The organism is Microbacterium sp. NPDC055683 (genome assembly GCF_053617895.1).
The window spans coordinates 12828-36133 of sequence record NZ_JBSHGQ010000031.1 but is presented as its reverse complement, the minus strand read 5'-3'; the positions used below and the strand labels follow the sequence as shown (position 1 = coordinate 36133).

20 protein-coding genes are annotated in these 23306 nt (G+C 72.4%); 4 read left to right on the top strand and 16 right to left on the bottom strand.

All coding sequences use genetic code 11. The features are described from left to right. Positions 1–11 precede the first annotated feature (11 nt). On the bottom strand, positions 12–1229 hold the full coding sequence (locus ACWGPF_RS12370; RefSeq protein WP_452333105.1) for a PrsW family intramembrane metalloprotease: 1218 nt from the start codon (positions 1227–1229) through the stop codon (positions 12–14). Positions 1230–1307: 78 nt separating this feature from the next. Here ACWGPF_RS12370 and ACWGPF_RS12365 point away from each other — a divergent pair, with 78 nt between their 5' ends. Then, complete coding sequence (locus ACWGPF_RS12365) at positions 1308–2177, top strand: fumarylacetoacetate hydrolase family protein (RefSeq protein WP_452333104.1); 870 nt, start codon at positions 1308–1310, stop codon at positions 2175–2177. A 14-nt stretch (positions 2178–2191) separates the two neighbouring features. Here ACWGPF_RS12365 and ACWGPF_RS12360 read toward each other — a convergent pair whose 3' ends face one another. Continuing rightward, complete coding sequence (locus ACWGPF_RS12360) at positions 2192–3652, bottom strand: aspartate ammonia-lyase (protein ID WP_452333103.1); 1461 nt, start codon at positions 3650–3652, stop codon at positions 2192–2194. A 164-nt stretch (positions 3653–3816) separates the two neighbouring features. Between ACWGPF_RS12360 and ACWGPF_RS12355 the strand changes: the two genes are divergently transcribed. Beyond that, the gene (locus ACWGPF_RS12355; protein WP_452333102.1) at positions 3817–5979 is read left to right on the top strand and encodes a S9 family peptidase; all 2163 of its coding nucleotides are present in this window, start codon (positions 3817–3819) and stop codon (positions 5977–5979) included. 3 nt (positions 5980–5982) lie between these two features. Here the strand turns inward: ACWGPF_RS12355 and ACWGPF_RS12350 are convergent, their stop codons facing one another. The 5 genes from ACWGPF_RS12350 to ACWGPF_RS12330 form a co-directional block, all read right to left on the bottom strand. Further along, a complete protein-coding gene (locus ACWGPF_RS12350; protein ID WP_452333101.1) occupies positions 5983–6873 on the bottom strand; it encodes a phosphodiesterase in 891 nt (296 codons plus the stop codon). Between the two features lie 47 nt (positions 6874–6920). Beyond that, positions 6921–7949 carry an ATP-dependent 6-phosphofructokinase gene (locus ACWGPF_RS12345; protein ID WP_345439718.1) on the bottom strand — a complete coding sequence of 343 codons (1029 nt, stop codon included), beginning with the start codon at positions 7947–7949 and terminating at the stop codon, positions 6921–6923. A gap of 58 nt (positions 7950–8007) precedes the next feature. Then, positions 8008–10161, bottom strand: coding sequence for a DEAD/DEAH box helicase (locus ACWGPF_RS12340; RefSeq protein ID WP_452333100.1), 2154 nt, complete (start codon positions 10159–10161; stop codon positions 8008–8010). 232 nt (positions 10162–10393) lie between these two features. Further along, entirely contained in the window at positions 10394–11038 is a 645-nt protein-coding gene (locus ACWGPF_RS12335; RefSeq protein ID WP_452333099.1) for a hypothetical protein, read from the bottom strand. Positions 11039–11122: 84 nt separating this feature from the next. Beyond that, positions 11123–13360, bottom strand: a complete 2238-nt coding sequence (locus ACWGPF_RS12330) for a heavy metal translocating P-type ATPase (RefSeq protein WP_452333098.1) — start codon at positions 13358–13360, stop codon at positions 11123–11125. 84 nt (positions 13361–13444) lie between these two features. Here ACWGPF_RS12330 and deoC point away from each other — a divergent pair, with 84 nt between their 5' ends. After that, complete coding sequence (deoC, locus tag ACWGPF_RS12325) at positions 13445–14164, top strand: deoxyribose-phosphate aldolase (protein ID WP_452333097.1); 720 nt, start codon at positions 13445–13447, stop codon at positions 14162–14164. 17 nt (positions 14165–14181) lie between these two features. Here deoC and ACWGPF_RS12320 read toward each other — a convergent pair whose 3' ends face one another. The 5 genes from ACWGPF_RS12320 to ACWGPF_RS12300 are packed head-to-tail and all read right to left on the bottom strand — an operon-like array spanning position 14182 to position 17574. After that, on the bottom strand, positions 14182–15141 hold the full coding sequence (locus ACWGPF_RS12320; RefSeq protein ID WP_452333096.1) for a bifunctional riboflavin kinase/FAD synthetase: 960 nt from the start codon (positions 15139–15141) through the stop codon (positions 14182–14184). Next, complete coding sequence (locus tag ACWGPF_RS12315; protein WP_452333095.1) at positions 15138–15554, bottom strand: hypothetical protein; 417 nt, start codon at positions 15552–15554, stop codon at positions 15138–15140. Before ACWGPF_RS12315 ends, ACWGPF_RS12320 begins: the two co-directional genes overlap by 4 nt. 43 nt (positions 15555–15597) lie before the next feature. Next, complete coding sequence (locus tag ACWGPF_RS12310) at positions 15598–15966, bottom strand: hypothetical protein (RefSeq protein WP_452333094.1); 369 nt, start codon at positions 15964–15966, stop codon at positions 15598–15600. Beyond that, a complete protein-coding gene (truB, locus tag ACWGPF_RS12305) occupies positions 15963–16871 on the bottom strand; it encodes a tRNA pseudouridine(55) synthase TruB (protein WP_452333093.1) in 909 nt (302 codons plus the stop codon). Before truB ends, ACWGPF_RS12310 begins: the two co-directional genes overlap by 4 nt. Before the next feature lie 34 nt (positions 16872–16905). Next, positions 16906–17574: a hypothetical protein gene (locus ACWGPF_RS12300; protein ID WP_452333092.1), complete on the bottom strand. Its 669-nt coding sequence runs from the start codon at positions 17572–17574 to the stop codon at positions 16906–16908. A 118-nt stretch (positions 17575–17692) separates the two neighbouring features. Here ACWGPF_RS12300 and ACWGPF_RS12295 point away from each other — a divergent pair, with 118 nt between their 5' ends. Beyond that, entirely contained in the window at positions 17693–18565 is an 873-nt protein-coding gene (locus ACWGPF_RS12295) for an A/G-specific adenine glycosylase (RefSeq protein ID WP_452333091.1), read from the top strand. A 3-nt stretch (positions 18566–18568) separates the two neighbouring features. Here ACWGPF_RS12295 and rbfA read toward each other — a convergent pair whose 3' ends face one another. The 4 genes from rbfA to nusA form a co-directional block, all read right to left on the bottom strand. Beyond that, a complete protein-coding gene (rbfA, locus tag ACWGPF_RS12290; RefSeq protein WP_345439696.1) occupies positions 18569–19003 on the bottom strand; it encodes a 30S ribosome-binding factor RbfA in 435 nt (144 codons plus the stop codon). Between the two features lie 79 nt (positions 19004–19082). Further along, on the bottom strand, positions 19083–21869 hold the full coding sequence (gene infB, locus ACWGPF_RS12285; RefSeq protein WP_452333090.1) for a translation initiation factor IF-2: 2787 nt from the start codon (positions 21867–21869) through the stop codon (positions 19083–19085). Positions 21870–21945: 76 nt separating this feature from the next. Further along, positions 21946–22203: a YlxR family protein gene (locus ACWGPF_RS12280; RefSeq protein WP_452333110.1), complete on the bottom strand. Its 258-nt coding sequence runs from the start codon at positions 22201–22203 to the stop codon at positions 21946–21948. Between the two features lie 58 nt (positions 22204–22261). Then, complete coding sequence (nusA, locus tag ACWGPF_RS12275; RefSeq protein WP_345439690.1) at positions 22262–23248, bottom strand: transcription termination factor NusA; 987 nt, start codon at positions 23246–23248, stop codon at positions 22262–22264. Between the last annotated feature and the right edge of the window lie 58 nt (positions 23249–23306).

Below are 23306 nucleotides of genomic sequence, written 5' to 3'. Positions count from 1 at the left end.
CTGTCAAGGGCCTACATCGACAGGAGCGCCTGCCTCGTGACGACGGCGCGCTGCAGCAGCGCGTGCTCGTCCGCCGCCGCCCGCGGATCGCGACCCGACAGCGCGCGCTGCCGCGTCGCGGCGAGCGCCGTCGCGTCCCGGATGAACGCCTTCATGAGCGGCGAGCGGTCGCCGCGCAGGGTGCGCGCCCAGGCCATCCCCGCGCGTCGCCCTGTCGGCGTCGCGAGCATGTCGACCTCCTGCGGGGTGAACCACCCCGCAGCGGCGTACTCGCCCAGCCGTTCGCGCGTGAGCCGCTCCTCCTCGCGTCGCAGGCGCACGAGCATCACGGTGAACACGATGAAGAGCGGCACCTGCAGCACGACGTAGAGGTGCAGGAACCCCTCGAGATCGGTGAACGTCGCCGACCCGTTCCACAGGCCGTGCAGCGCCATGGCGCCGAGGAGCCCGACGAGCCACGAGGCGAGGATGCTCCCCGCGCGCGCCCCGCGGCGCACGGCGAGGCCCAGCGCGAATCCGGTCACGGCCGTGAACATGGCGTGCGCGAACGGCGACAGCAGTCCGCGCAGGACGAACGTCCAGGTGAGGGAGGCGGCCCCTCCGTCGATGACCGACACGGCGAAGTACTGGATGTTCTCCGTGAAGGCGAACCCCGCCCCCACGAGGGCGCCGTAGACGACGCCGTCGACGGGGCCGTCGAAGGCGCGCCGCCCCATGACGAGGACGAGCAGGAGCCCCGCGCCCTTCGCGAGCTCCTCCACGACGGGCGCCTGCACGACCGTGCCGACGATGTCGAGCACGGGCGAGCGCGGCAGCACGAGCTGCACGCCGAGGTCGAACAGGAGCGCGAAGCCCACCGAGGCGACGGCTCCCCACGCGAGCGCGAAGACGATGAGGCTGCGGGGCTCCGGCTCCCACCGGTCGACCCACAGCATGGCCGAGACGACGACCGTGAACGGGACGAGGGCGACGACGAGGCCGACGATCGAGGCGGCGGCGCCGAGCGCGCTCGTGAAGTACGCCACCAGGCCGATGAGGAGGAGGGCGAGGACACCCCACACCCAGATCCATGTGCCGCGCCCCTTCCGCGTCGGCACGGGCACGCGCGGCAGATGCGCCTCGGCATGACCGCCGACGGGGATGGCGGCGGCTGGCGCGCGGTGCGGCTGCGCGAACGACGTGGCGAACGGCGGGGAGGAGGGCGGGGTCAACCCTGTGCCGTATGTCATGGTCCACAGCCTAGAGGGGGAGCTTTCGTGCATATCGGTCGTGATCGCCTCGCCGCTGGGCCGGATAGCCTGGACCTCATGCGTTTCGCCCACGTGACCTTCCCCGGGGGCGTCGCCCCCACCCTCGCGTTCGTCGACGACGACGGCGCCCTCGACGTCGCCTCCGTGCTCGCCGACGGACCCCGCACGGTCGAGCAGCTCATCGCAGGGGGCGACGCCGCCCTCGCCGCCGTGCGCGAGGCCGCGGCGGCGCCTGGCTCCGAGCGCACGCCGATCGCCGACGTCGTGTTCGCGCCGGCGCTCCTCACGCCGCCGTCCATGCTGGCGATCGGCCTGAACTACGCGGCGCACTCCGGCGAGCTGAACCTCAAGACCGACGACACCCCCACGGTGTTCACGTTCTGGCCGAACTCGCTGCAGGCGCACGAAGGCACGACGACATGGTCGCGACGTCTCAGCGAGGCCGTCGACTACGAGGCCGAGCTCGGCGTCGTGATCGGCCGCCCCGCCAAGGACGTGACGGAGGAGGAAGCCCTCGACTACGTCTTCGGGTACACCGTCGTCAACGACATCTCGGCGCGCAACATCCAGTACTCCGAGGCGCAGTGGTGCCGATGCAAGTCGCTCGACGGCTTCACCCCCGTCGGCCCGTACATCGTCACGGCCGACGAGATCGCCGATCCACAGGACCTGCACATCTGGACGCGCGTGGACGGCCACATGATGCAGGACGCGACGACGGGCCAGATGGTGCGCTCGGTCGCGAAGCTCATCGCGCACCTGTCTCAGGGCATCACGCTGCTGCCGGGAACGCTCATCTCCACGGGCAGCCCCGGCGGCTCGGGCTTCTCGCGCACGCCCCAGGTGCTCCTGCGCGACCGCTCGACCGTGACCGTCGGGATCGACGGCATCGGCGAGCTCACGACGCACTGCCGCATGACCGACTGACCGTCACGCCCGGATCAGGCGGTGGGGATGTCCTCCGCCGCCACGATGGGCATCACCGTCGTGATGGGCTCGAGACCAGACAGCCGCTGGGGGCTCAGCTGCTTGTCGACCTCGGCACGGTCCATGAGACCCGCCTCCACGACGAGGTCCGCCACGTTGCGGTTCGTGAGGAGGGCGGTCTTCGCGAGCGCGGCCGCCGCGGCGTAGCCGATGAACGGCGTGAGCGCCGTGACGACGCCCACGCTCGAACCCACCATCGCGCCCAGTCGCTCGCGGTTGGCGGTGATGCCGTCGACGCAGTTGATGCGCAGGGTCCGCATTGCCTGGCGCATCCAGATGATCGACTGGAAGATCGAGTGCGCGATGACGGGCTCGAAGGCGTTCAGCTGCAGCTGCCCCGCCTCGACGGCCATCGTCACGGTCACGTCCGACCCGGCCACCGCGAACGCCACCTGGTTCACGACCTCGGGGATGACGGGGTTCACCTTGCCCGGCATGATGCTCGACCCCGCCTGACGGGCGGGGAGGTTGATCTCGCCGAGCCCCGCCTGCGGCCCCGACGACAGCAGCCGCAGGTCGTTGCAGATCTTCGACAGCTTCACGGCATTGCGCTTGAGCGACGCCGAGAACGACATGAACGAGCCCGTGTCGCTCGTGGACTCCACGAGGTCGCTCGCCGTCTCGAGGTCGAGCCCCGTGATCTCGCGCAGGTGGCGCTCCACCGCGCGCCCGTACCCCGGGTGCGTCGTGATGCCGGTGCCGATCGCCGTCGCGCCCATGTTGATCTCGTGGAGGAGGAACGCGTTCTCGTTCAGGCGGCGGTAGTCGGCCTCCAGCGTCGTGGCGAACCCGTGGAACTCCTGGCCGAGCGTCATGGGCACCGCGTCCTGCAGCTGGGTGCGGCCGACCTTCAGCACGTCGTGGAACTCGACCGCCTTCGCGAGGAAGGAGCGGCGGAGGAGGTCGAGCTCCTCCAGGAGCGACCTCAGCGACAGCGAGAGGCCGATCTTGATGGACGTCGGGTAGACGTCGTTCGTCGACTGGCTGCGGTTCGTGTGGTCGATGGGCGACAGGTACGCGTAGTCGCCGCGCTCGCGGCCGGCGAGGCCGAGCGCGATGTTCGTGATGACCTCGTTCGCATTCATGTTCGTCGAGGTGCCGGCGCCCCCCTGGATCACGCCGACGACGAACTGCTCGTGGAACCCGCCGTCGATGACGATCTGAGCCGCGCGGTCGATGAGGTCGGCGCGCTCGGCGTCGAGGACGCCGATCTCCCGGTTCGCCCGCGCCGCCGCCTGCTTCACCATCGCGAGCGCGACGACGAGCTCGGGATAGACCGAGATCGGGCGCTTCGTGATGTCGAAGTTCTCCAGCGCCCGCGCCGTGTGGATGCCCCAGTACGCCTCGGCGGGGATGTCCATCGACCCCAGGGAGTCGGTCTCGGTGCGGATGGGCGTCGCGGCGTCGTCGGCCATGGGTGCTCCTCGTGGGTGCTCACGTCGGTGTGTGTGCGGGATGCGGCCGATCCTACCCGCCGGCTCCGCCGCCTCCGCTTGACGTCGCGTACATGCTCGAACCTGCGGCTGTACGCCTTGTACAGTGCCTCCCCGACCGACCGGGACCCGACTAGCGTGGAGGGGTGACCACCGAGAGCACCGCCGTCCCCTCGCCCGCCGTCTCCCCCGCTCCCCCCGTCGCCGCTGCGCGCCCGGTCGTCCGCTCGCACCACGGCGACGACGTGGAGGACCGCTACGAGTGGCTGCGCGCGAAGGACGACGCCGAGGTCGTCGCGCATCTGGAGGCGGAGAACGCCTACACCGACGCCCGTCTCGCGCACCTGGAGCCGCTCCGCGAGACGCTCTTCCAGGAGATCAAGGGGCGCGTGCGCGAGACCGACCTCACGGTGCCGGTCCGGCAGGGCGGATGGTGGTACTACGGCCGGTCGATCGAGGGCAGGCAGTACGGTCTGCAGTGCCGCGCGCCCCTCGCGGACGCGGACGACTGGACGCCCCCGCGTCTCGAGGCCGACGTCCCGGTGCCCGGCGAGCAGGTGCTGCTCGACGGCAACGTCGAGGCCGACGGCCACGAGTACTTCTCGCTCGGGGCGTTCTCCGTGACGACGGACGGGTCGCGCATGCTGTGGGGCGTGGACACGGCCGGCGATGAGCGCTACACGGTGCGGATCCGCGACATCGCGACGGGCGAGGAGCTGCCCGACGTCCTCGAGGGGATCGGCGGCGGCGCCCGCTTCACGCCGGACGGGGCGTATGTCGTGTACTCCACGGTCGACGACGCCTGGCGCCCCGACGGGGTCTGGCTGCACCGCGTCGGCGAAGCCGGCCGGGACGGCGACGTCGAGATCGCCCACGAGGACGACGACTCGTTCTGGATCGGCGCGGGCTTCACGCGCAGCCGCCGCTATCTCGCGATCGAGTCGGCGTCGAACACCACGAGCGAGATCGACCTCATCGCGGTCGCCGATCTGCCCCTCCTCATCGAGGACCCCGACGCGGTGGACTCCCTCACCGTGTGGGACCGCTCGGCAGGGGTGGAGTACTCCGTCGACCACGCCGTGATCGACGGACGCGACTGGATCTACGTCCTGCACAACCAGGGCGCCCTCGACTTCGAGCTCGTCCGACTGCCCGCCGACGACGAGGACGCGGAGCCGGAGACGGTCATCCCCCACACGCCCGGCACGCGGCTCGAGAGCGTCGACTGCCTGCGAGACTTCGCGATCGTCGAGTACCGCTCCGACGGCATCCCGCGCGTCGGCATCCTCGACTACACGACGCACGAGGTGCGGGAGGTCGCCTTCGACGAGCCCCTGTACGACGCCGGCTCCGGCGGAAACCCCGAGTGGGCGCAGCCCGTCGTGCGCCTCAGCTACGGCTCGTTCACGACTCCCGGCGCCGTCTACGACTACGTCGTCGACACGGGCGAGCTGCGCGAGCTCAAGCGCGTCGAGGTGCGCGGCGGCTACGACGCCGCAGACTACGCGCAGGAGCGCCTGTGGGTGCCCGCAGCAGACGGCACGGCCATCCCGGTCTCGCTCGTGTGGAGACGCTCGTTCGGCGAGCCGGGCGCCGACCCGCGCCCCCTGCACCTGTACGGGTACGGCTCCTACGAGCACTCCATCGACCCCGGGTTCTCGTACGCGCGGCTGTCCGAGCTCGATCGCGGCGTCGTGTTCGCCGTGGCGCACGTGCGCGGCGGAGGCGAGCTGGGCCGCGCGTGGTACGAGGACGGCAAGCTCTCGCGCAAGCGCAACTCGTTCACGGACTTCGTCGACGTCGCCCGCCACCTCGTCGCGCACGGCTTCACGACGCCCGAGCGGATGGTCGCCGAGGGCGGCTCCGCTGGCGGCCTCCTCATGGGGGCCGTCGCGAACCTCGCCCCCGAGCTCTTCGCGGGCATCCTCGCGGACGTGCCCTTCGTCGACGCTCTCACGACGATCCTCGACCCCTCGCTCCCCCTCACCGTCATCGAGTGGGAGGAGTGGGGCGATCCCCTCCACGACGCCGAGGTGTACGCGTACATGAAGTCGTACACGCCGTACGAGAACGTGCGCGACGACGTCGCCTACCCCCGCATCCTCGCGATGACGTCGCTCAACGACACGCGCGTGTTCTACGTCGAGCCCGCGAAGTGGGTGGCGCGGCTGCGCGAGGTCGGCGCCGACGCGCTGCTGCGGTGCGAGATGGTCGCCGGTCACGGCGGCGTGAGCGGCCGCTACAACGCGTGGAGGGAGCGGGCGTTCCAGCTCGCGTGGATGCTCGACGTCATGGGCGTCGACGCCTGAGCGTCACGCCGGCTTGCGCGAGAACCGCTCCAGGCGCTCGTGCGGCGGCAGGGCGGCCATCCGCGCGTACCATTCCGGCGTGAAGAAGTCGTTCGGGTCGGCGGCGTCCACCGGCACGACGGCGTGCGTCACGGTGTCGTCGTACACGTGCACGAGCTGGAACGTCTGCCCCGCATCCATCCCGTTCACCGAGAGCGCGGGGCGGGCGATGTCCATCGTGTAGCACGATGCGGACGCGACGCTCACGGGGATCCCCGCGAACGTGCCGCTCGTGGCGTAGTGCAGATGGCCGGCGAGGATGGCCCGCACGTCGGTGCCGCGGATCGCGTCGGCGAGCGCCGGCTGGTCCTGCAGCTCGAGGATGTCGAAGAGCGGGACGTGGCTCGGCAGCGGCGGATGGTGCAGCGCGAGCAGCGTCCCGAGCGGCGCGGGCACCGCCAGCTCGCGACGCAGCCAGTCCAGCTGCTCGTCGCCCAGCCGGCCGTGGTGCCAGCCGGGCACCGAGGAGTCGAGGGCGATGAGGCGGAGGCCGCCGAGGTCGTGCACCGAGGTGACAGGTTCGAGGCTCGGCTCTCCTCCCAGGAGCGCCGATCGCAGCGGAGCGCGCTCGTCGTGGTTGCCCGCCACCCACACGACGGGCGCGCCGAGGCGCTCCGCCACCGGCTCGACGAGCGCCCGGAGCCGGCGGTACGCCGACTCCTCGGCGAGATCGGTCAGATCGCCCGTGAACACGAGCGCGTCGACCCCGCCGACGAGCCGCTCGACGCGCGCGAGCGCGCGGACGAGGTTGGCCTCGGTGTCGATGCGCCCGTTCAGCGGCCCCTCGAGCAGATGGGTGTCGCTGAGGTGCACGATCGTGCGGCGGGCTGGCGGATGGCTGCCGAGCTGGTGCATGCGCCCAGCCTAGGCGGGGCGGCCGACGCCGCCCCGCCCGCGGCGGGTCAGCCGAAGAGGGCGGCCGCCTCCTCGTAGCGGCTGAGCGGCACCGTGTGCAGCTCGCCGAGGGCCTCCTCGAACGGCACGCGCACGATGTCGGTGCCTTGCATGGCGACCATCTGACCCCAGGCGCCGTCCACGACGGCGTCGGCGGCGTGCAGGCCCAGACGCGTCGCGAGCACGCGGTCGAAGCCCGAGGGGGCGCCGCCGCGCTGGATGTGGCCGAGCACCGTCGAGCGGGTCTCGATCCCGGTCGCCTGCTCGATGAGCGGCGCGAGCACCTCGCTGATCCCGCCCAGGCGCGGGCGGTTGAACGCGTCGAGCCCCTTGTCGCTGTACGCCTCGGACTGGCCCTTCAACGTGAAGCCCTCCGCCACGACGACGAGCGGCGCGCGACCGCGCTCGGCCGCCGCGAGCACGTGCTCGGTGATCTCCTCGAGCGACAGCGGCACCTCGGGGATGCAGATGATGTGCGCACCCGCCGCCATCCCGGAGTGCAGGGCGATCCAGCCGACGTGACGGCCCATGACCTCGGCCACCATGCAGCGCTGGTGCGAGTCGCCCGTCGTGCGGAGCCGGTCCATGGCGTCGGTGGCGATGTTGACGGCCGTGTCGAACCCGAACGAGTAGTCCGTCGCCCGCAGGTCGTTGTCGATCGTCTTCGGCACGCCGAGCACGGGGATGCCGTCGTTGTTGAGACGCTGAGCGGCCGCGAGGGTCCCCTCGCCGCCGATCGCGATGATGCCGTCGAGCTTGTGCCCGTAGAGCGTCTTCGCGATGTTCTCCGCTCCCCCGCGGTCGCCCTCGTAGGGGTTCGTGCGGCTCGTGCCGAGGATGGTGCCGCCGACCTTCGACAGGCCCTTCACGTCACGGCGCGTGAGCGGGAAGAAGTCCGCCTCCACGAGGCCCTTCCAGCCGTCGCGGATGCCGACGAACTCCATGTCGTACGCCTCGGTGCCCTTGAGCACAGCACCGCGGATGACTGCATTGAGGCCGGGGCAGTCGCCACCACTCGTCAGAACGCCGATCTTCATGAGAACAACGCTAGGGCATCCCGGGCCGCCGTGTTCACGCCCCGGGATGCCGTGCGCGTCATTCGCCGCCGAGCGCCTGGCGGAGCACGTGCATGAGCGCGGCGAGCTGCACGGAGTCGCTCGACGTCTCGTCCCAGACCTCGCCGTCGAGGGCGCGTCCCGCGAGACCCTGCTTGCGGTCGATGAGCTCCGCGATCTTCGTGTCGATCGTGTGCGCCGCGATGATGCGCCAGGCGGTGACGGGCTCGTCCTGGCCGATGCGGTGCACGCGGTCGATCGCCTGCGTCTGCTCCGCGGCCGTCCAGCTGAGCTCGGCCAGCACGACGTTCGAGGCCACCTGCATGTTGACGCCGACGCCGGCTGCGGTCAGCGAGCACACCGCGATGCCGACCTCCGGGTCGTTGTTGAACGCGTCGATCGCAGCCTGCCGGACGGCGCCGGACTGCTCTCCCCGCACGGAGACCGCCTTGATCCCGGCCGCGGCGAAGTGCGCCTCCGCCTGGTCCATGACGTCGATGTGCTTGGCGAAGAAGACGACCTTGCCGACCGAGCGCTGCAGCTGCGCGGCGTAGTCCGCCGCGAGCAGCGCCTTGGCCTGGCCGATGCGGCGCACCATCGCGAAGACGTTGTCCCCCTCGGTGCCGGCGGCCTTCGACTCGTCGAGCTCGCCCTGCGCCACGAGGCGCACGATGTCGTCGTCGATCTCGCCCGGCGCGAGGCCCCTGTCGCCGCGCGCCTCGATGATGCGGCGGTACCGTGCGGCGAGCCGGCCGCCGAGCTCGCGCTCGGCCGCGCGGATGCCGCGCCCGAACTCGTCGTCGAGCTGCACGGGCAGGTCGGCCACGAGCTTGTCGGGGAGGTCCTTCGCGACGTCCTTCTTGCGTCGGCGGACGATGCCGAGCGAGATGACGGCGTCGCGGGCCTCGGGGTAGAAGGCCTTGTCGGCAGGCGTCAGCCCCGTCGCGTCGAGCTTCTCCATGAGCTCGGGGCCGGGCTTCTCGCCGTTCGTCCAGCCGAGGAAGCGCCAGATCGCATCGAAGTCCTCGACGTCGTTGATGAGCGGAGTTCCCGTCAGGGCGAGCATGAGCGGCTCGCCGCCCGGGGTGGTCTCGCGGATGCCCCGCGCGAGGGCGAGGACGTTCTGCGACCGCTGCGACGTGAGGTTCTTGATGAAGTGCGCCTCGTCGACGACCATCCCGCGCAGCCCGAGCGTCGACAGCCATCCGATGTGGCGGTCGAGGATCTCGTAGTTCACGATGAACACGTCGGCGAACGCGTCGACGTCCTGCCCGTCACCGGTGATGACCGTGGCGCGGCGCTGCGGCGTCCAGCGCTCCACCTCGCGCGCCCAGTTCATCTTCACGACGTTCGGCACGACGACCACGAGCGGATACGCCTCCGCGACCGACGCCGCGAGCACCGACTCCGCCGTCTTGCCGAGACCCGGCTCGTCGGCGAGGAGGAACGACCGGTGCCCCTGCCGCACGGCCTCGAGGAACCGCGACTGGTGCGGCATGACCTCGAGCCCCTTGGGCGAGAGCCGGTCGAACTCGGGCACGTCGGGCAGCGGCATGGTCGCCGCGCCTCCGCCGGCGCCCAGCTCGAACGCCTTGTAGAGCGGGCCCATGAGCTCCCAGCCGTCGAGTCGACGACGCGGGGTCGGGCCGGACGGCGCGCGCGACAGATCGGGGGCGAGGAACGGATTCGCCTCGCGGCGCGTCTCGATCTGCGGCGGCGTGACGGCGCGCTCCGACACGACGGCGGGGAGGACGGCGGCCTGCACGACGGGCTTCTCGTCGGAGATGACGAGCTCCTCCGGCGGGAGATCGGCACCCGACTCGAGCAGCCAGTCGCGGCGCATGCGGCGCGCCACGGGAGAGGTCGCGTGATCGGCCTCCAGGAGCTGGATGAGCGAGGTGTCGCGCGCCGCCGTCTTGGCGAGGATGGTCGCGACGCCGTCGAGGCGCTTGAGAAGCTCGACGCGGGCCGCGTCGGTGATCGCCGTGTCGGCCTTCACGCGGGCGCGCTCCTCGCGGACGAGGAACGCGATCACCTGGAACTTCACGCGGTTCGTGGGGCCGAGCTTGTTGCGCTGGGCCTTCGCCTCGATCTCGCGCACCTTGCGGGCGAGGATCGGGATGACGGGGGCCTCGTCGTCGCGCCGGGCGGACGAGGACTTCTTGCGCTGTCGCGCGGGTGCCGTGGTCGGCATGCTCCTCCTGAGCGTCGCTGCCCGCGGATGTCGCCGCGGGTCAGGTCGAGGTCGTGCGCGCGCCATGCGCCGCCGGAGTGCGGGCGGCGCCGTCCGGCGGGACCGGGCGACGACCGGAGCGCTCGCGAACCGGCGTCCGATGACGCGTCCCGTCCTCCCGGCGCACGCGCGTCGATCGGGAGAACGGAAGCTTCACGGGCATTCTACGCCATCGGGCGGCGTCGACCGCGTCTCAGCCCCAGAGCGTCGCGATGACGTCGTCGGTGTACTCGGGCTCGACGTCCGCGTTCAGCCAGTGGGTGGACACCCAGCCGTTGCCGCCCAGCACGTGGATCTCGCCGCCCTCCCCCGCGGGAGCGCCGTCGAAGGTCTCTCTGAGCTCGCAGCGCGTCACGACGACGCGGTCCTCGCAGCTGAACGACCGCTCCTGCAGCGCCGCGAGGACGGCGTCCGCCTGCGCGTCGTCGATGATCGCGACGGTCGTGGCGATCCCGACGTCGCTCGGCAGGCCCCACGTGCAGCGCAGGCTCGGCACCGTGTCGAGCACCTCGAGCGCCGGCACGACCTCGGTCGAGAGCATCGTGAGACCGGGGTCGTTCAGCGGTCCCACGTCCTCGCTCAGGATGGCGAGCGCCTCGGGCGACCACACCTGCTCGCAGCCCGCCGGCAGCGCGATGCCGTCGGAGGGCTCGGCCGTCGGCGTCGACGCCGCGGGTGCCGTGGTCACGGGAGTCGGCGTGACGGGAGCGCCCGTCTCCGCCGTCACGGGCACGGACGAGGTCTCGGCGGGCGCCGGGCCGAGCCCGCCGGACGCGCACCCCGCTGCCGCGAGCACGAGGGCCGCCGGCACGACGGCGAGGGCGAGGCGGCGCATCATGCGTCCGACGGTAGCGGAGCGGCCGTCCCGCCGCGCGGGGGCGCACCCCGATCGTGATGCAATCGCATCCGATCGGGGCGCACCTCAGCGGAAGCGGCGCAGCCGCAGGCTGTTGAGCACGACGAAGACGCTCGAGAACGCCATCGCCGCCGCCGCGATCATGGGATCGAGCAGGCCGAGGGCGGCGAGCGGGATGGCCGCCACGTTGTATCCGAACGCCCACACGAGGTTGCCGCGGATGATCGACATGGTGCGCCTCGACAGTCTCACGGCATCGGCGGCGGCGTCGAGCGACGCGCGCACGAGCGTGACGTCGCTCGCGTGCAGAGCCGCGTCGGCTCCCCCGCCCATGGCGATGCCGAGGTCGGCCGCGGCGAGCGCCGCGGCGTCGTTGACGCCGTCGCCCACCATCGCGACCCGGTGGCCGTCGGCCTGCAGGCGGGCGATCTCGGCCAGCTTTCCCTCGGGGTCCGTGCCCGCGACGACGCGGTCGATGCCGACGGCGTCGGCGACCCGGCGCGCGATCGGCTCGGCGTCGCCCGTGAGCAGGACGGGCTCGAGACCGAGGGCGCGCAGGCGCGCGATGGCGGCGGCGGAGTCGGGCCGCACGGCGTCGGCGACGAGGAGCACGGCCCTGGCCTCGAGCGGTGCGCCGGAGTTCTCCGTCCAGCCGACCACGACGACCGTCGCGACCGCGTCGTCGACCGCCGCGGCGAGCGCGTCCGGCAGGCGCGCGCCCTGCTCCGCGGCGAAGGCCGGGCTGCCTGCGAACGCGCGACGGCCTCCGACGACGCCCGTGACGCCGCGACCCGCGTGGTCGCGGAAGTCCTGCACCGCATCGGGCTCGCCGCCCGCGGCCGCGACGACGGCGCGCGCGATCGGGTGGGCGGAGGCGCCCTCGAGGGCCGCCGCCGTCCGCAGGGCGTCGCGTTCGGAGACACCGCCGGCGACCACGATGCGCTCCAGGGCCATCCGACCCTCGGTCACGGTGCCCGTCTTGTCGAGGACGACGACGTCGACGCCGCCCGCCGTCTCGATGGCCTCTGGGCCCGTCACGAGGACGCCGCGCTGGGCCCCCCTCCCCGTGCCGACGAGGATGGCGACGGGGGTCGCGAGGCCGAGCGCGCACGGGCAGGCGATGATGACGACGGCGACGGCGGCCGTGAACGCGGCGTCGACGGGCTGACCGGCGATGAGCCATCCCGCGAAGGTGGCGAGGGCGAGGGCGATCACGATGGGGACGAACACCGCCGAGATGCGGTCGGCCAGACGCTGCACGCGACTCTTGCCCGCCTGCGCGTCCTCGACGAGCCGCGCCATGTGGGCCAGCCGGGTCGCCTCTCCCACGGCCGTCGCGACGACGACGAGCCGTCCGTCCGCGGCGATCGTCCCGCCCGTGACGGAGTCGCCCTCGCCGCGCGCGACGGGGACCGACTCGCCCGTGAGCATGCTCGTGTCGACGGCCGCAGATCCGCTCTCGACGACGCCGTCCGCGGCGACTCGCTCGCCGGGCCGCACGATGAACCGGTCGCCCGCGGCGAGGGAGCCGATCGGCACGCGCGCGCCGTCCCGACCGTCGGGGGCGGCCAGCACGACGTCCTTCGCTCCCAGGTCGAGCAGGGCGCGCAGCGCTGCTCCCGCCGTGCGCTTCGACCTCTGCTCGATGACGCGCCCGAGCAGCAGGAAGACCGTGATGACCGCCGCGGTCTCGAAGTACACGTGCCCGTCGCCGACGACGGTCGCCCCCGCGCTCCACAGCAGCGCGGCCGCCGTCCCCAGCGTGATGAGCGTGTCCATGGTGGCGGCGCCGTGACGCGCGGCGGCGAACGCCGCCCGGTGGAACGGCCATCCGCCCCATACGACAACGACGGCCGTCGCGACGAGCGCCGCCCACTGCCATCCCGGTACCTGGAGGGGCATGATCATCGACACGAGCACGACGGGGACGGCGAGCACGGCCGACACCACGAGTCGCGTCCGCAGCCTCACGGCACCCGGCCGGTCCTCGACGTCGTGCACGTGGGCTGGCGCACCCGCGTGCTCATGGTCGCCGTGCTCATGGCGATCGGCGCGTCCCGGCGTCGCCGCGGGGCGGCGCACGACGGCGTCGTACCCCGCCGAGCGGACGGCCGCGACGAGAGCGTCGTCCGCGACGCCGGCGGGCGCGGTCACCCTCGCCGACTCGGTCGCGAGGTTGACGCTCGCGTCGACGCCCGGCACGCTCCGCAGGCGCTTCTCGACCCGGGCGACGCAGCTCGCGCAGGTCATCCCGTCGATGTCGAGCACGACGGGTCGCCCGCCGGACTCCTCTGTCACCGCCATGGTGCATCCTCCTCTGCTGTCGTCTCAGGGAACACGATACCCCCCAGGGGTATTCCCCACCACCCGCGCGGGTAGGCTGGCCGCATGCCCATCGAGCTCACCGAGGCGGCTGTCGCCGCCGCCATCGACCACGCGATCCTCAAGCCGGACTTCACGCGCGCCGACGTCGACCGGGAGCTCGACATCGCCGCGGAGTGGGGCGTGTTCAGCGTCTGCGTCCGCCCCTCCGACATCCCCTACGCCGTGCGCCGTCTCGACGGGACGGGAGTCGCGGTCGGCACCGTCATCGGGTTCCCCCACGGCACCACCTCGACGGCAGCCAAGACGGCCGAGCTGCGGCGGGCCCTCGACGACGGCGCGACGGAGTTCGACATGGTCGTGCACATCGGGGCCCTGCGCGGCGGAGAGGACGACCGCGTCGTCGCCGACATCCGCGAGGTCGTCGCCACCGCCGGCGGCCTCGTCACCAAGGTCATCCTCGAGACGAGCCTCCTCGACGAGGAGCAGATCGAGCGCGGCAGCCGTCTCACCGAGGCCGGCGGCGCGTCCTTCGTGAAGACGTCGACGGGCTTCGCCGGGGGCGGTGCGACGGTCGAGCACGTGGCGCTCATGCGCCGCACGGTGTCGGAGGCCGTGCAGGTGAAGGCGTCCGGCGGCGTCCGCGGCCTCGACGCGGCCATCGCCATGCTGGAGGCCGGCGCGACCCGCCTCGGGACGAGCGCGAGCGCGACCATCCTCGGCGAGCTGCGTGCCCGCGAGGCCGGCGGCGCTGCCTCCCCCACGGAGGACACCACCTCCTACTGAGGAGCCGTCCGACCCCCTCAGCCCTGACGGAGGGCGTCGCGGACGCGCGCGACGTCATCGGCCATCTGGTCGATGAGCTTCTCGACGCCCTCGAAGGCGACCATCCCGCGGATGCGCTCGACGAACTGCACCTCGACGCGCAGCCCGTACAGGTCGAGATCGGCCTCGTCGAGCACGTAGGCCTCCACCTGGCGGCGCTCGACGTCGTCGAAGGTCGGGTTGGTGCCCACCGAGATCGCAGCCGGATAGCGCACGACCGAGCCCAGGTCGCCGCGCGGCACGATGAGCCATCCGGCGTAGACGCCGTCGGCCGGCACGAAGCCCTCCGCGTCCTCGGCGAGGTTCGCGGTCGGGAACCCCAGCTCGCGGCCGCGCTTCAGCCCGTGCACGATCTCGCCCCGCATGCCGTGCGGGCGGCCGAGCAGCTTCGCCGCGCGCTCCACCTCGCCCTCATCGAGCAGCTCCCTGATCCAGGTGGACGACACCCGGCGGCCGTCGCCCGCGCTCGCGATGTCGGGCATGACCTCGACCGTGAAGCCGTGGACCGCCCCCATCCGCTCGAGGAGGGCGGAGTCGCCCGCCCCGCCGCGGCCGAACCGGAAGTCGCCGCCCACGAGCACGCGTTCGGCGTGCAGGGCTCCGACGAGCACGCGCTCGACGAAGCGCTCCGGCTCCTCCCCCGCCAGCTCGTCGTCGAAGGCGAGCACGAGGGTCGCGTCGATCCCCGTGCCGTCGAGCAGGTCGATCTTCTGCGCGACGCCGATGAGGGGCCGCGGGCACTTCTCCGGTGCGATGAGCGCGAGCGGGTTGCGGTCGAACGTGACGGCCACGGTGCGCGACCCCGTCCCCGCCGCGTCCACGAGCATCCGCTCGACGATGGCGCGATGGCCGGCGTGGAGGCCGTCGAACTTGCCGATCGCGACGACCGAGGGGCCGAAGCCGACGGGAACCTCGTCCGCGCTGCGGAAGAGCATCATGCTCCCGCCTCCGGTGCATGCGTGCGCAGCCACCAGATGCCGAAGAAGGGCAGCACGAGCGGGATCCAGACGTAGCCGCTGCCGTAGAGCGACCACACCGTGGGGTGCTGGAAGAGCGCGGGGAGCGCGATGCTGAGGGTTCCCACGACGAGCACACCCGCCAGTTCGAACAGGACCGAGACCCACGCGACCCGGTACCAGGCGGGGCTCTTCGCGAACAGCAGCGCGAGGGTCGCCAGGATGTACACGACGGCCGATGCGGCCGACAGCGCGTACGCGAGCGGCGCCTCGTCGAACGCGCGCACGATCTGCACGAACGAGCGGCCGGTCGCGGCGAGCGCCATGACGCCGTAGACGAACACGAGGACGATGCCGACGCCGGTCATCCGGCGGGTGCGCGCGGTCTGTGTCATAACCGCCCCAGTCTAGTTCTCCCGAGGGGTGGGCGATCCGGCCTCACGCGCCCTGGATGGTCCAGATGACGTGCATGCGGTACACCATGACCGCCACGGCGAGCGCGAGCACGCCCATCACGACGACGCTCCATCGGCTCCTGTCGACGAACGCCCACACGATGCCGGCGGCGGGCAGGAGCGCGGCCGATACGAGGTACGTCCAGAACTCCAGCAGGTCCCCCGTGGGCGGGTTCCCCGCGAGCGGCGCGACGATCGCCACGACGATCTGCGCGAGCAGGAGCAGCTCCACGAGCGCGAGCGAGCCCACCGAGACGTCGCCGGGGCGGCGCCCGACGAGGCCCAGGACGACGCACAGGAGCCCGGCGACCGCCGCGACGCCGACCTGCGCCACGGTGAACCACTCGATCACGACCGCGCCTCCGGCATGTTCATGGCGCTCTTGAGCGCCGCCCCCCGCTTCTCCACCACGCCGACGAGCACGCCGTCCGGGTCGATCGCCGCGGCGCGGGCGCCCGCCACGCGGACGGCCGCCCCCTCCAGGCGCTTGCCGTGGCGGAGGTCCCTGGCCTCCTCGGCGGTCGCGTCGAAGCGGCCGAGGACGCGCGCCGCCACCTCCGCGGCGGGGAGGAGGACCGCGTCGTCGAGCGCGTCGACGGCCGCCGCCTCCGCCACGCCGAAGGGGCCGACATGCGTGCGGCGGAGCGCCGTGAGGTGCCCGCCGACGCCGAGCGACGCCCCCAGGTCTCGCGCGAGGGCGCGGATGTACGTCCCGGACGAGCAGTCGACGACGACGTCGAGGTCGATCGCATCGGCCGAACGGCGGATGGCCCGCACGTCGAATCGCGAGATCGTCACCTCCCGTGCCGCGAGCGAGACCTCCTCTCCGGCGCGCACGCGGTCGTACGCACGGCGGCCGCCGACCTTGATCGCGGAGACGGCGCTCGGCACCTGCGAGATCGTGCCCGTGAGCGCCGCGACGCCGTCGGCGATCGCGGCATCCGCCACGGCCGCGAGCGCGACCTCGTCGACGGGCGCGAGCGTCTCGCCCTCGGCGTCGTCCGTCGTCGTCGCGGCGCCCAGGCGGATGGTCGCGGTGTAGGTCTTCCCGAGGCCGACGAGATAGGTGAGGAGCCGGGTCGAGCCCTCCACGCCGATCATGAGGAGACCCGTCGCCATGGGGTCCAGCGTGCCGGCGTGGCCGACCTTGCGGGTGCCGAATGCGCGCCGCGTGCGGGCGACGACGTCGTGGCTCGTCAGCCCGCCCGGCTTGTCGACGAGGAGGATGCCCCCTGCCGTGGGATGAGCCTGTGCCATCCCTCCAGCCTAGGCGCTCGCGCGCGGGAGACTCTCAGGCGCAGGCCTCGTAGGACGGCGTCTCCTGCGTCGTCACCGTCACGGATCCCGCACCGTCGCCGCCGTCGGAGTAGGTGAAGAAGAGCGCGCCGTCGTCGGCGTCCTCGTCTCGGACGCGCAGATGCGAGACGCCGTCGACGGGCGAGTCGACCTCCTCCGCATCGGGGAAGACCGCGAGCACGTCGTCGCGCTGCGCGCCCACTCCGAGCCCCTCCTCCGTGCGCGGGCCGATGCCGGTCATGTCGCTGAGCCACTCCACGGCGACGCCGACGACAGGACCGTCGGCACCGGCGTCGGCATCGCGCTGGAAGGACACGAGGTAGGTGCCGTCGGGCGAGGACCAGTACGCCACCCAGGCGCAGGTGTCGTCGTTGATCCACTCGGCGGGGAGCCCGGCCAGCGTCTGCGCGAACGGTTCGCCCAGCTCCACCGGCCCGATCGACCCGTCCTCGATCTCCCACGTGGCGGGATCGGCGGGATCCTCCTCGTCGCGCCCCGGCGTGGAGGGGGTGGGCGGCGGCGTGGCCGGGGTCTGCGACGGGGTCGTGCTCGACGGCGCGGATGAGTCCGTCGTGCCCGGCTCCGCGCCCCCCGGCGACGCGCAGCCGGCGAGCGCGAGCACGAGCACTCCCGCGAGCGCGGCGGCAGAGCGTGTGCGCGACATGATGAAACTCCTCCGTCGATCCCCCTCTCGACGCTAGTGGCGGGTCGCGGTATGTCGGTAACGGTTGGGACGCCGTCCGATAACGCTTCGGTCGCGACGGCCGTCCTAGGGTGGAGGGATGCCCGACCTCGCGCTCGCCGACGCCCTCGCGCCGTGGTTCCGCGCCCACGCGCGCGATCTCCCGTGGCGGCGGCCGGGGTTCGGCGCCTGGGGCACGCTCGTCAGCGAGTTCATGCTGCAGCAGACCCCCGTGGCGCGCGTCGTCCCGCGACTCGCCGAGTGGCTCGAGCGCTGGCCCACGCCGACGGCCCTCGCCGACGACGCGCCGGCAGAGGCCGTGCGCCTCTGGGCCAACCTCGGGTACCCGCGCCGCGCACTGTGGCTCCACCGCGCCGCGGTCGAGATCCGCGACCGCCATCACGGCGTCGTCCCGCGCGACGTCGACGACCTGCTCGCCCTCACGGGCATCGGCGACTACACGGCGCGCGCCGTCGCCGCCTTCGCCTACGGCGACAGGCATCCCGTCGTCGACACGAACACGCGTCGCGTGATCGCACGGGCCGTGCACGGGAGGGCGCAGCCCGCGCCGCCGCATCGTCGCGACCTCGCCGAGATGGCGGAGCTGCTGCCGCCGGCCGCTCCGGACGCCGCCGTGATGAACGCCGCGGCCATGGAGCTCGGCCAGGTGATCTGCACGGCGCGGACGCCCCGCTGCGGCGAGTGCCCCGTCCAGCACCTGTGCGCATGGGTCGCCGCCGGTCGTCCCGAGACGCCCGACACCCGTCGGCGCCAGGCGCGGTACGAGGGCAGCGACCGGCAGGCGCGAGGCGCCGTCCTGCGGCTGCTGCGCGAGCGCGATCCCGCTCCCGTCGCGGAGGACGCCGTGCTCGCAGGATGGCCCGACCGCGCACAGCGCGACCGGGCCATCCTGTCGCTCCTCGCCGACGGCCTCGTCGAGGCGGAGGGCGGAGAGCTGCGACTGCCGCGGTGAGCGTCAGTCCTCGTCGTCGACGCGCGGCTTGACGTAGGGGTCCTCGTCGCCCGCGTACCGGGCGCCCGCCGCGAGACCGGCGACGGCCTGATCGCGCTCACGCGCCTCCTGCAGCAGCGCGGCCAGGTGGTCCGCCGATTCCGGCAGCGCGTCGGGGATGAACTCGAGCGTGGGAGTGAGGCGCGTGTTGAGCTTGCGGCCGACCTCGCTGCGCAGCATGCCGGTCGCGGCCTTGAGAGCCGCGCCGCTGGAGGCCCGCTCCTCGTCGGAGCCGTAGACGGTGAAGAACACCGACGCGTGCTGCAGGTCGCCCGTGACGCGCACATCGGTGATCGTCACGAACCCGAGCCGCGGATCGCGCAGCCCCTTCTCGAGCCGCTCGGCGAGGATGACGCGGATGCGGTCCGCGAGCCTGGCCTGTCGTTCGTTTCCAGCCATGTTCAGTCCTCCTCGGGAAGAGATGGCCCTGCCGAGCGGCTCGCGCCGCCCGGCAGGGCCATCGTGTCATGAAGACGCGTCAGGAACGCGGCTTCTCGACCATCTCGGTCGTCTCGATCTCGTCGCCGATCTGGATGTCGTTGTACTTGCCCAGGCCGATACCGCACTCGAAGTCCGTGCGGACCTCGGTGACGTCGTCCTTGAAGCGGCGCAGCGACTCGATGGCGAGCCCGTCCGCGATGACGACGCCGTCGCGGATGACGCGCGCCTTCGCGTTGCGGGTGATCGTCCCCGACCGCACGATGACACCGGCGATGTTGCCGAACTTGGAGGAGCGGAAGACCTCGCGGATCTCCGCGACGCCCGACTGCACCTCCTCGTACTCCGGCTTGAGCATGCCCTTGAGCGACTGCTCGACGTCGTCGATCGCGTTGTAGATGACGGAGTAGAAGCGCACGTCGACGCCCTCGCGGGCGGCCGCCTCGCGGGCCTTCGCGTCCGGTCGGACGTTGAAGCCGATCACGATCGCGTTGTCGATCGTGGCGAGGTTGACGTCGGACTCGGTGATCGCGCCCACACCGCGGTGGATGATCCGCAGCTGCACGCTGTCGTCGACCTCGATCTTGAGGAGCGACTCCTCCAGCGCCTCCACGGCACCGGCGACGTCGCCCTTGATGATGAGGTTGAGCGACTCGACCTTGCCCTCCTCGAGGGCGCGCGTGAACTCCTCGAGCGACATGCGCTTGCGGGCCTTGGCCAGCTGCGCGTTGCGCTCGACGGCCTCGCGCTTCTCGGCGATCTGGCGTGCCGTGCGGTCGTCGTCTGTGACGATGAAGGTGTCGCCGGCCCGGGGGACCGAGCTGAGACCCTGCACCTGGACGGGCCGCGACGGGGCGGCCTCGACGACCTGGTCGCCGTTCTCGTCGACCATGGCGCGCACGCGGCCGTACGCCGTGCCCGCGACGATCGGGTCGCCGACGCGCAGCGTTCCCGACTGGACGAGGACGGTGGCCACGGAGCCGCGGCCCTTGTCGAGCTTCGCCTCGATCGCGATGCCGCGCGCGGCCTTGTTCGGGTTCGCACGCAGGTCGAGACCCGCGTCGGCCGTCAGCAGCACGGCGTCCAGGAGGTCCTGGATGCCCGTGTTCTGGCGCGCCGACACGTCGACGAACATGACGTCCCCGCCGTACTCCTCGGCGACGAGCCCGTACTCGGTCAGCTGCTGGCGCACCTTCGCCGGGTTCGCCTCCGGCTTGTCGATCTTGTTCACCGCGACGACGATCGGCACGCCGGCCGCCTGCGCGTGGTTCAGGGCCTCGACCGTCTGCGGCATGATGCCGTCGTCGGCCGCGACCACGAGGATCGCGATGTCGGTCACCTCGGCACCGCGGGCGCGCATGGCCGTGAAGGCCTCGTGACCCGGGGTGTCGATGAAGGTGATCGCGCGCTCGTAGCCCTCGTGCTCCGTCCACACCTGGTAGGCGCCGATGTGCTGCGTGATGCCGCCGGCCTCGCCCGCGACGACGTTCGTCTTGCGGATGGCGTCGAGCAGTCGCGTCTTACCGTGGTCGACGTGGCCCATGACGGTGACCACGGGGGGACGGATCTCGAGATCGTCGTCGTCCTCCTCGAGCTCCTCCTTCTCGAGGTCGAGACCGAAGCCCTCGAGGAGCTCCTTGTCCTCGTCCTCGGGGGAGACGATCTGCACCTTGTAGCCGAGCTCGGAGCCGAGCACGTCGAAGGTCGCCTCGTCGAGGGACTCGGTGGCGGTGGCCATCTCACCGAGGTGGAAGAGCACCGTCACGAGGTTGCCGGGCTGGCAGACCATGCCGGTCGCCGCCTCGATCTTGTCGGCGAAGTCGGAGATCGATGCGCCGCGGCGCATCCGGATGACGGTGTTGCCGTCGCCGCGCGGGACCTTGACGCCGCCGACGATCGGGGCCTCCCGCATCTCGAACTCTTGACGCTTCGCCCGACGCGACTTGCGCTGCTTCGACTTGCCGCCGCCCTTGCCGAACGCGCCGGCGGTGCCGCCGCGTCCGCGACCGCCGGGGCCGGGACGACCGGCGAAGCCGCCGCCGGGAGCGCCGCCGCCGGGACGGAAGCCGCCGCCGGCACCGGGAGCGCCGCCGGGACGACCGGGGCCCCCGGGACGCTGCTGGAACGGCGCGCCGCCGGGACGACCACCGGGACGACCGGGACGCGGAGCGCCCGGGCGGGGTGCCCCGGGGCGCGGAGCCTGCGGCTTCGGCGGGCGCGGGATGTTGCCGGGCGTCGGGCGCTGGCCCATGCCCTGCTGCGAGGCGAAGGGGTTGTTGCCCGGACGGGGACCCGCGGCGGGGCGCTTGCCCATGCCCTGCTGGGTCGAGAACGGGTTGTTGCCGGGACGCGGGCCGCCGGGTCGGGGGCCGGGCGTGGGCGCACCGGATGCCGCCGGCGCCTCATCGGCCGACGCCGTCGGGGCGGCCGGCGCGGCGGGCTTCGCCGCAGCGGGTGCGGCGGGTGCGGCTGCTGCCCGCTTCGCCGGGGCGGACGGCGCGGCAGCAGCGGGCGCCGGAGCCGCCGGCTCCTCGACGGCGGGCTTCGCCGCGGGGCGCGCGGGGCCGGGCTTCGGCGCGCCGGGGCGCGCGGCCGCGGGCCCCGGACGACCGGGGGCGCGCGGAGCGGCGGGCTTCGCCGACCCCTCGGCCGCCGGCTTCGCGGAGCCCTCCGACTCGAGCGCGGCGCGCAGCTTGCGCGCGACGGGCGGCTCGATCGTCGACGACGGGCTCTTGACGAACTCGCCGAGCTCCTTCAGCTTCGCGAGCGCGACCTTGCTGTCGACGCCGAGCTCCGCTGCGATCTCATGTACGCGTGGTTTTGCCACAATTCTCCTGTCTGGGGCGGCCTGCCCCGGACAGGGCAGACCTCAGTGAAGTCGGACGGGACTCATTTCGAGCCGTTCACTTGGTTTCCATAGCTGACAGCCATTTCTCGAAGGTCTGCGTGTCGAGCGGGCCCGGCACGCGCAGTGCCCGAACGAAGGCGCGTCGCTTCACCGCGATCCCGATGCATTCGGGGGTCGGATGGACCCACGCGCCCCTGCCCGGCATGATCGCGCGCTCGTCTGCGACGAGTTCGGAATCGATGACCACCACCCTGAGGAGGGCGGTTCGGGAGGCACGCGTGCGACAGGCGACGCACGTCCGTACGGATTCCATCCTACACCTCGGTGTCGCGGCCGCCTCCGCGCGTGTCGCGGCGCCGGCCATCCTGCGGTTACTCCTCGAGCACGCTGTCGGGCTGGATGTCGATCTTCGCGCCCGTGAGCTTGGCGGCGAGGCGGGCGTTCTGGCCCTCCTTGCCGATCGCGAGCGAGAGCTGGTAGTCCGGCACGAGCGCGCGCACGGCCTTCGTCGAGGCGTCGAGCACGAAGGCGCTCGTGACCTTGGCGGGCGAGAGCGCGTTGGCGACGAACTTCGGCAGCTCGTCGTCGTGGTCGACGATGTCGATCTTCTCTCCGCTCAGCTCCTCCGTGACGGCACGCACGCGCCGCCCGAGCTCGCCGATGCAGGCGCCCTTGGCGTTGATGGACGGGTCGTTGGCGCGCACGGCGATCTTCGTGCGGTGCCCCGCCTCTCGCGCGAGCGAGGTGATCTCGACGAGGCCGTTCGCGATCTCCGGCACCTCCAGCGCGAAGAGCTTCCGGACGAGCCCGGGGTGGGTGCGCGAGACCGTGATCTGCGGGCCCTTGGTGCCCTTCGCGACGCTCGTGACGTAGACGCGGAGCCGCGATCCGTGCGCGTACTCCTCCCCCGGAACCTGCTCCTCGGGAGGGAGGATGGCCTCGACGGTGCCGAGGTCGACGTGGATCATCCGGGGGTTGGGCCCCTGCTGGACGACGCCCGCGACGATGTCGCCCTCCTTGCCGCGGAACTCGCCGAGCACGGCGTCGTCGGCGATGTCGCGCAGTCGCTGGCTGATGACCTGCTTCGCCGCGTAGGCCGCGATGCGGCCGAAGTCGTCGGGGGTGGTCTCCTCCTCGCCGACGACGGCGCCCTCGTCGTCGCGGACGGGGAGGAGGATGGCCACGTGGCCGCTCTTCCTGTCGAGACGGGCGCGTGCGCCCTCGGGGATCTCGCCGGACTGCGAGATGTGCTTGCCGTACGCGGTGAGGATCGCCTGCTCGATGATGCGGACGAGTTCGTCGAAGGGGATCTCCTTCTCGCGCTCGACCGTCCGAAGCAATCCGAGATCGATGTCCACAGGGCCCTCCAGTATTCAGCTCTCACCGGCACACGTCTCGCCGATATCTCCGCAACGA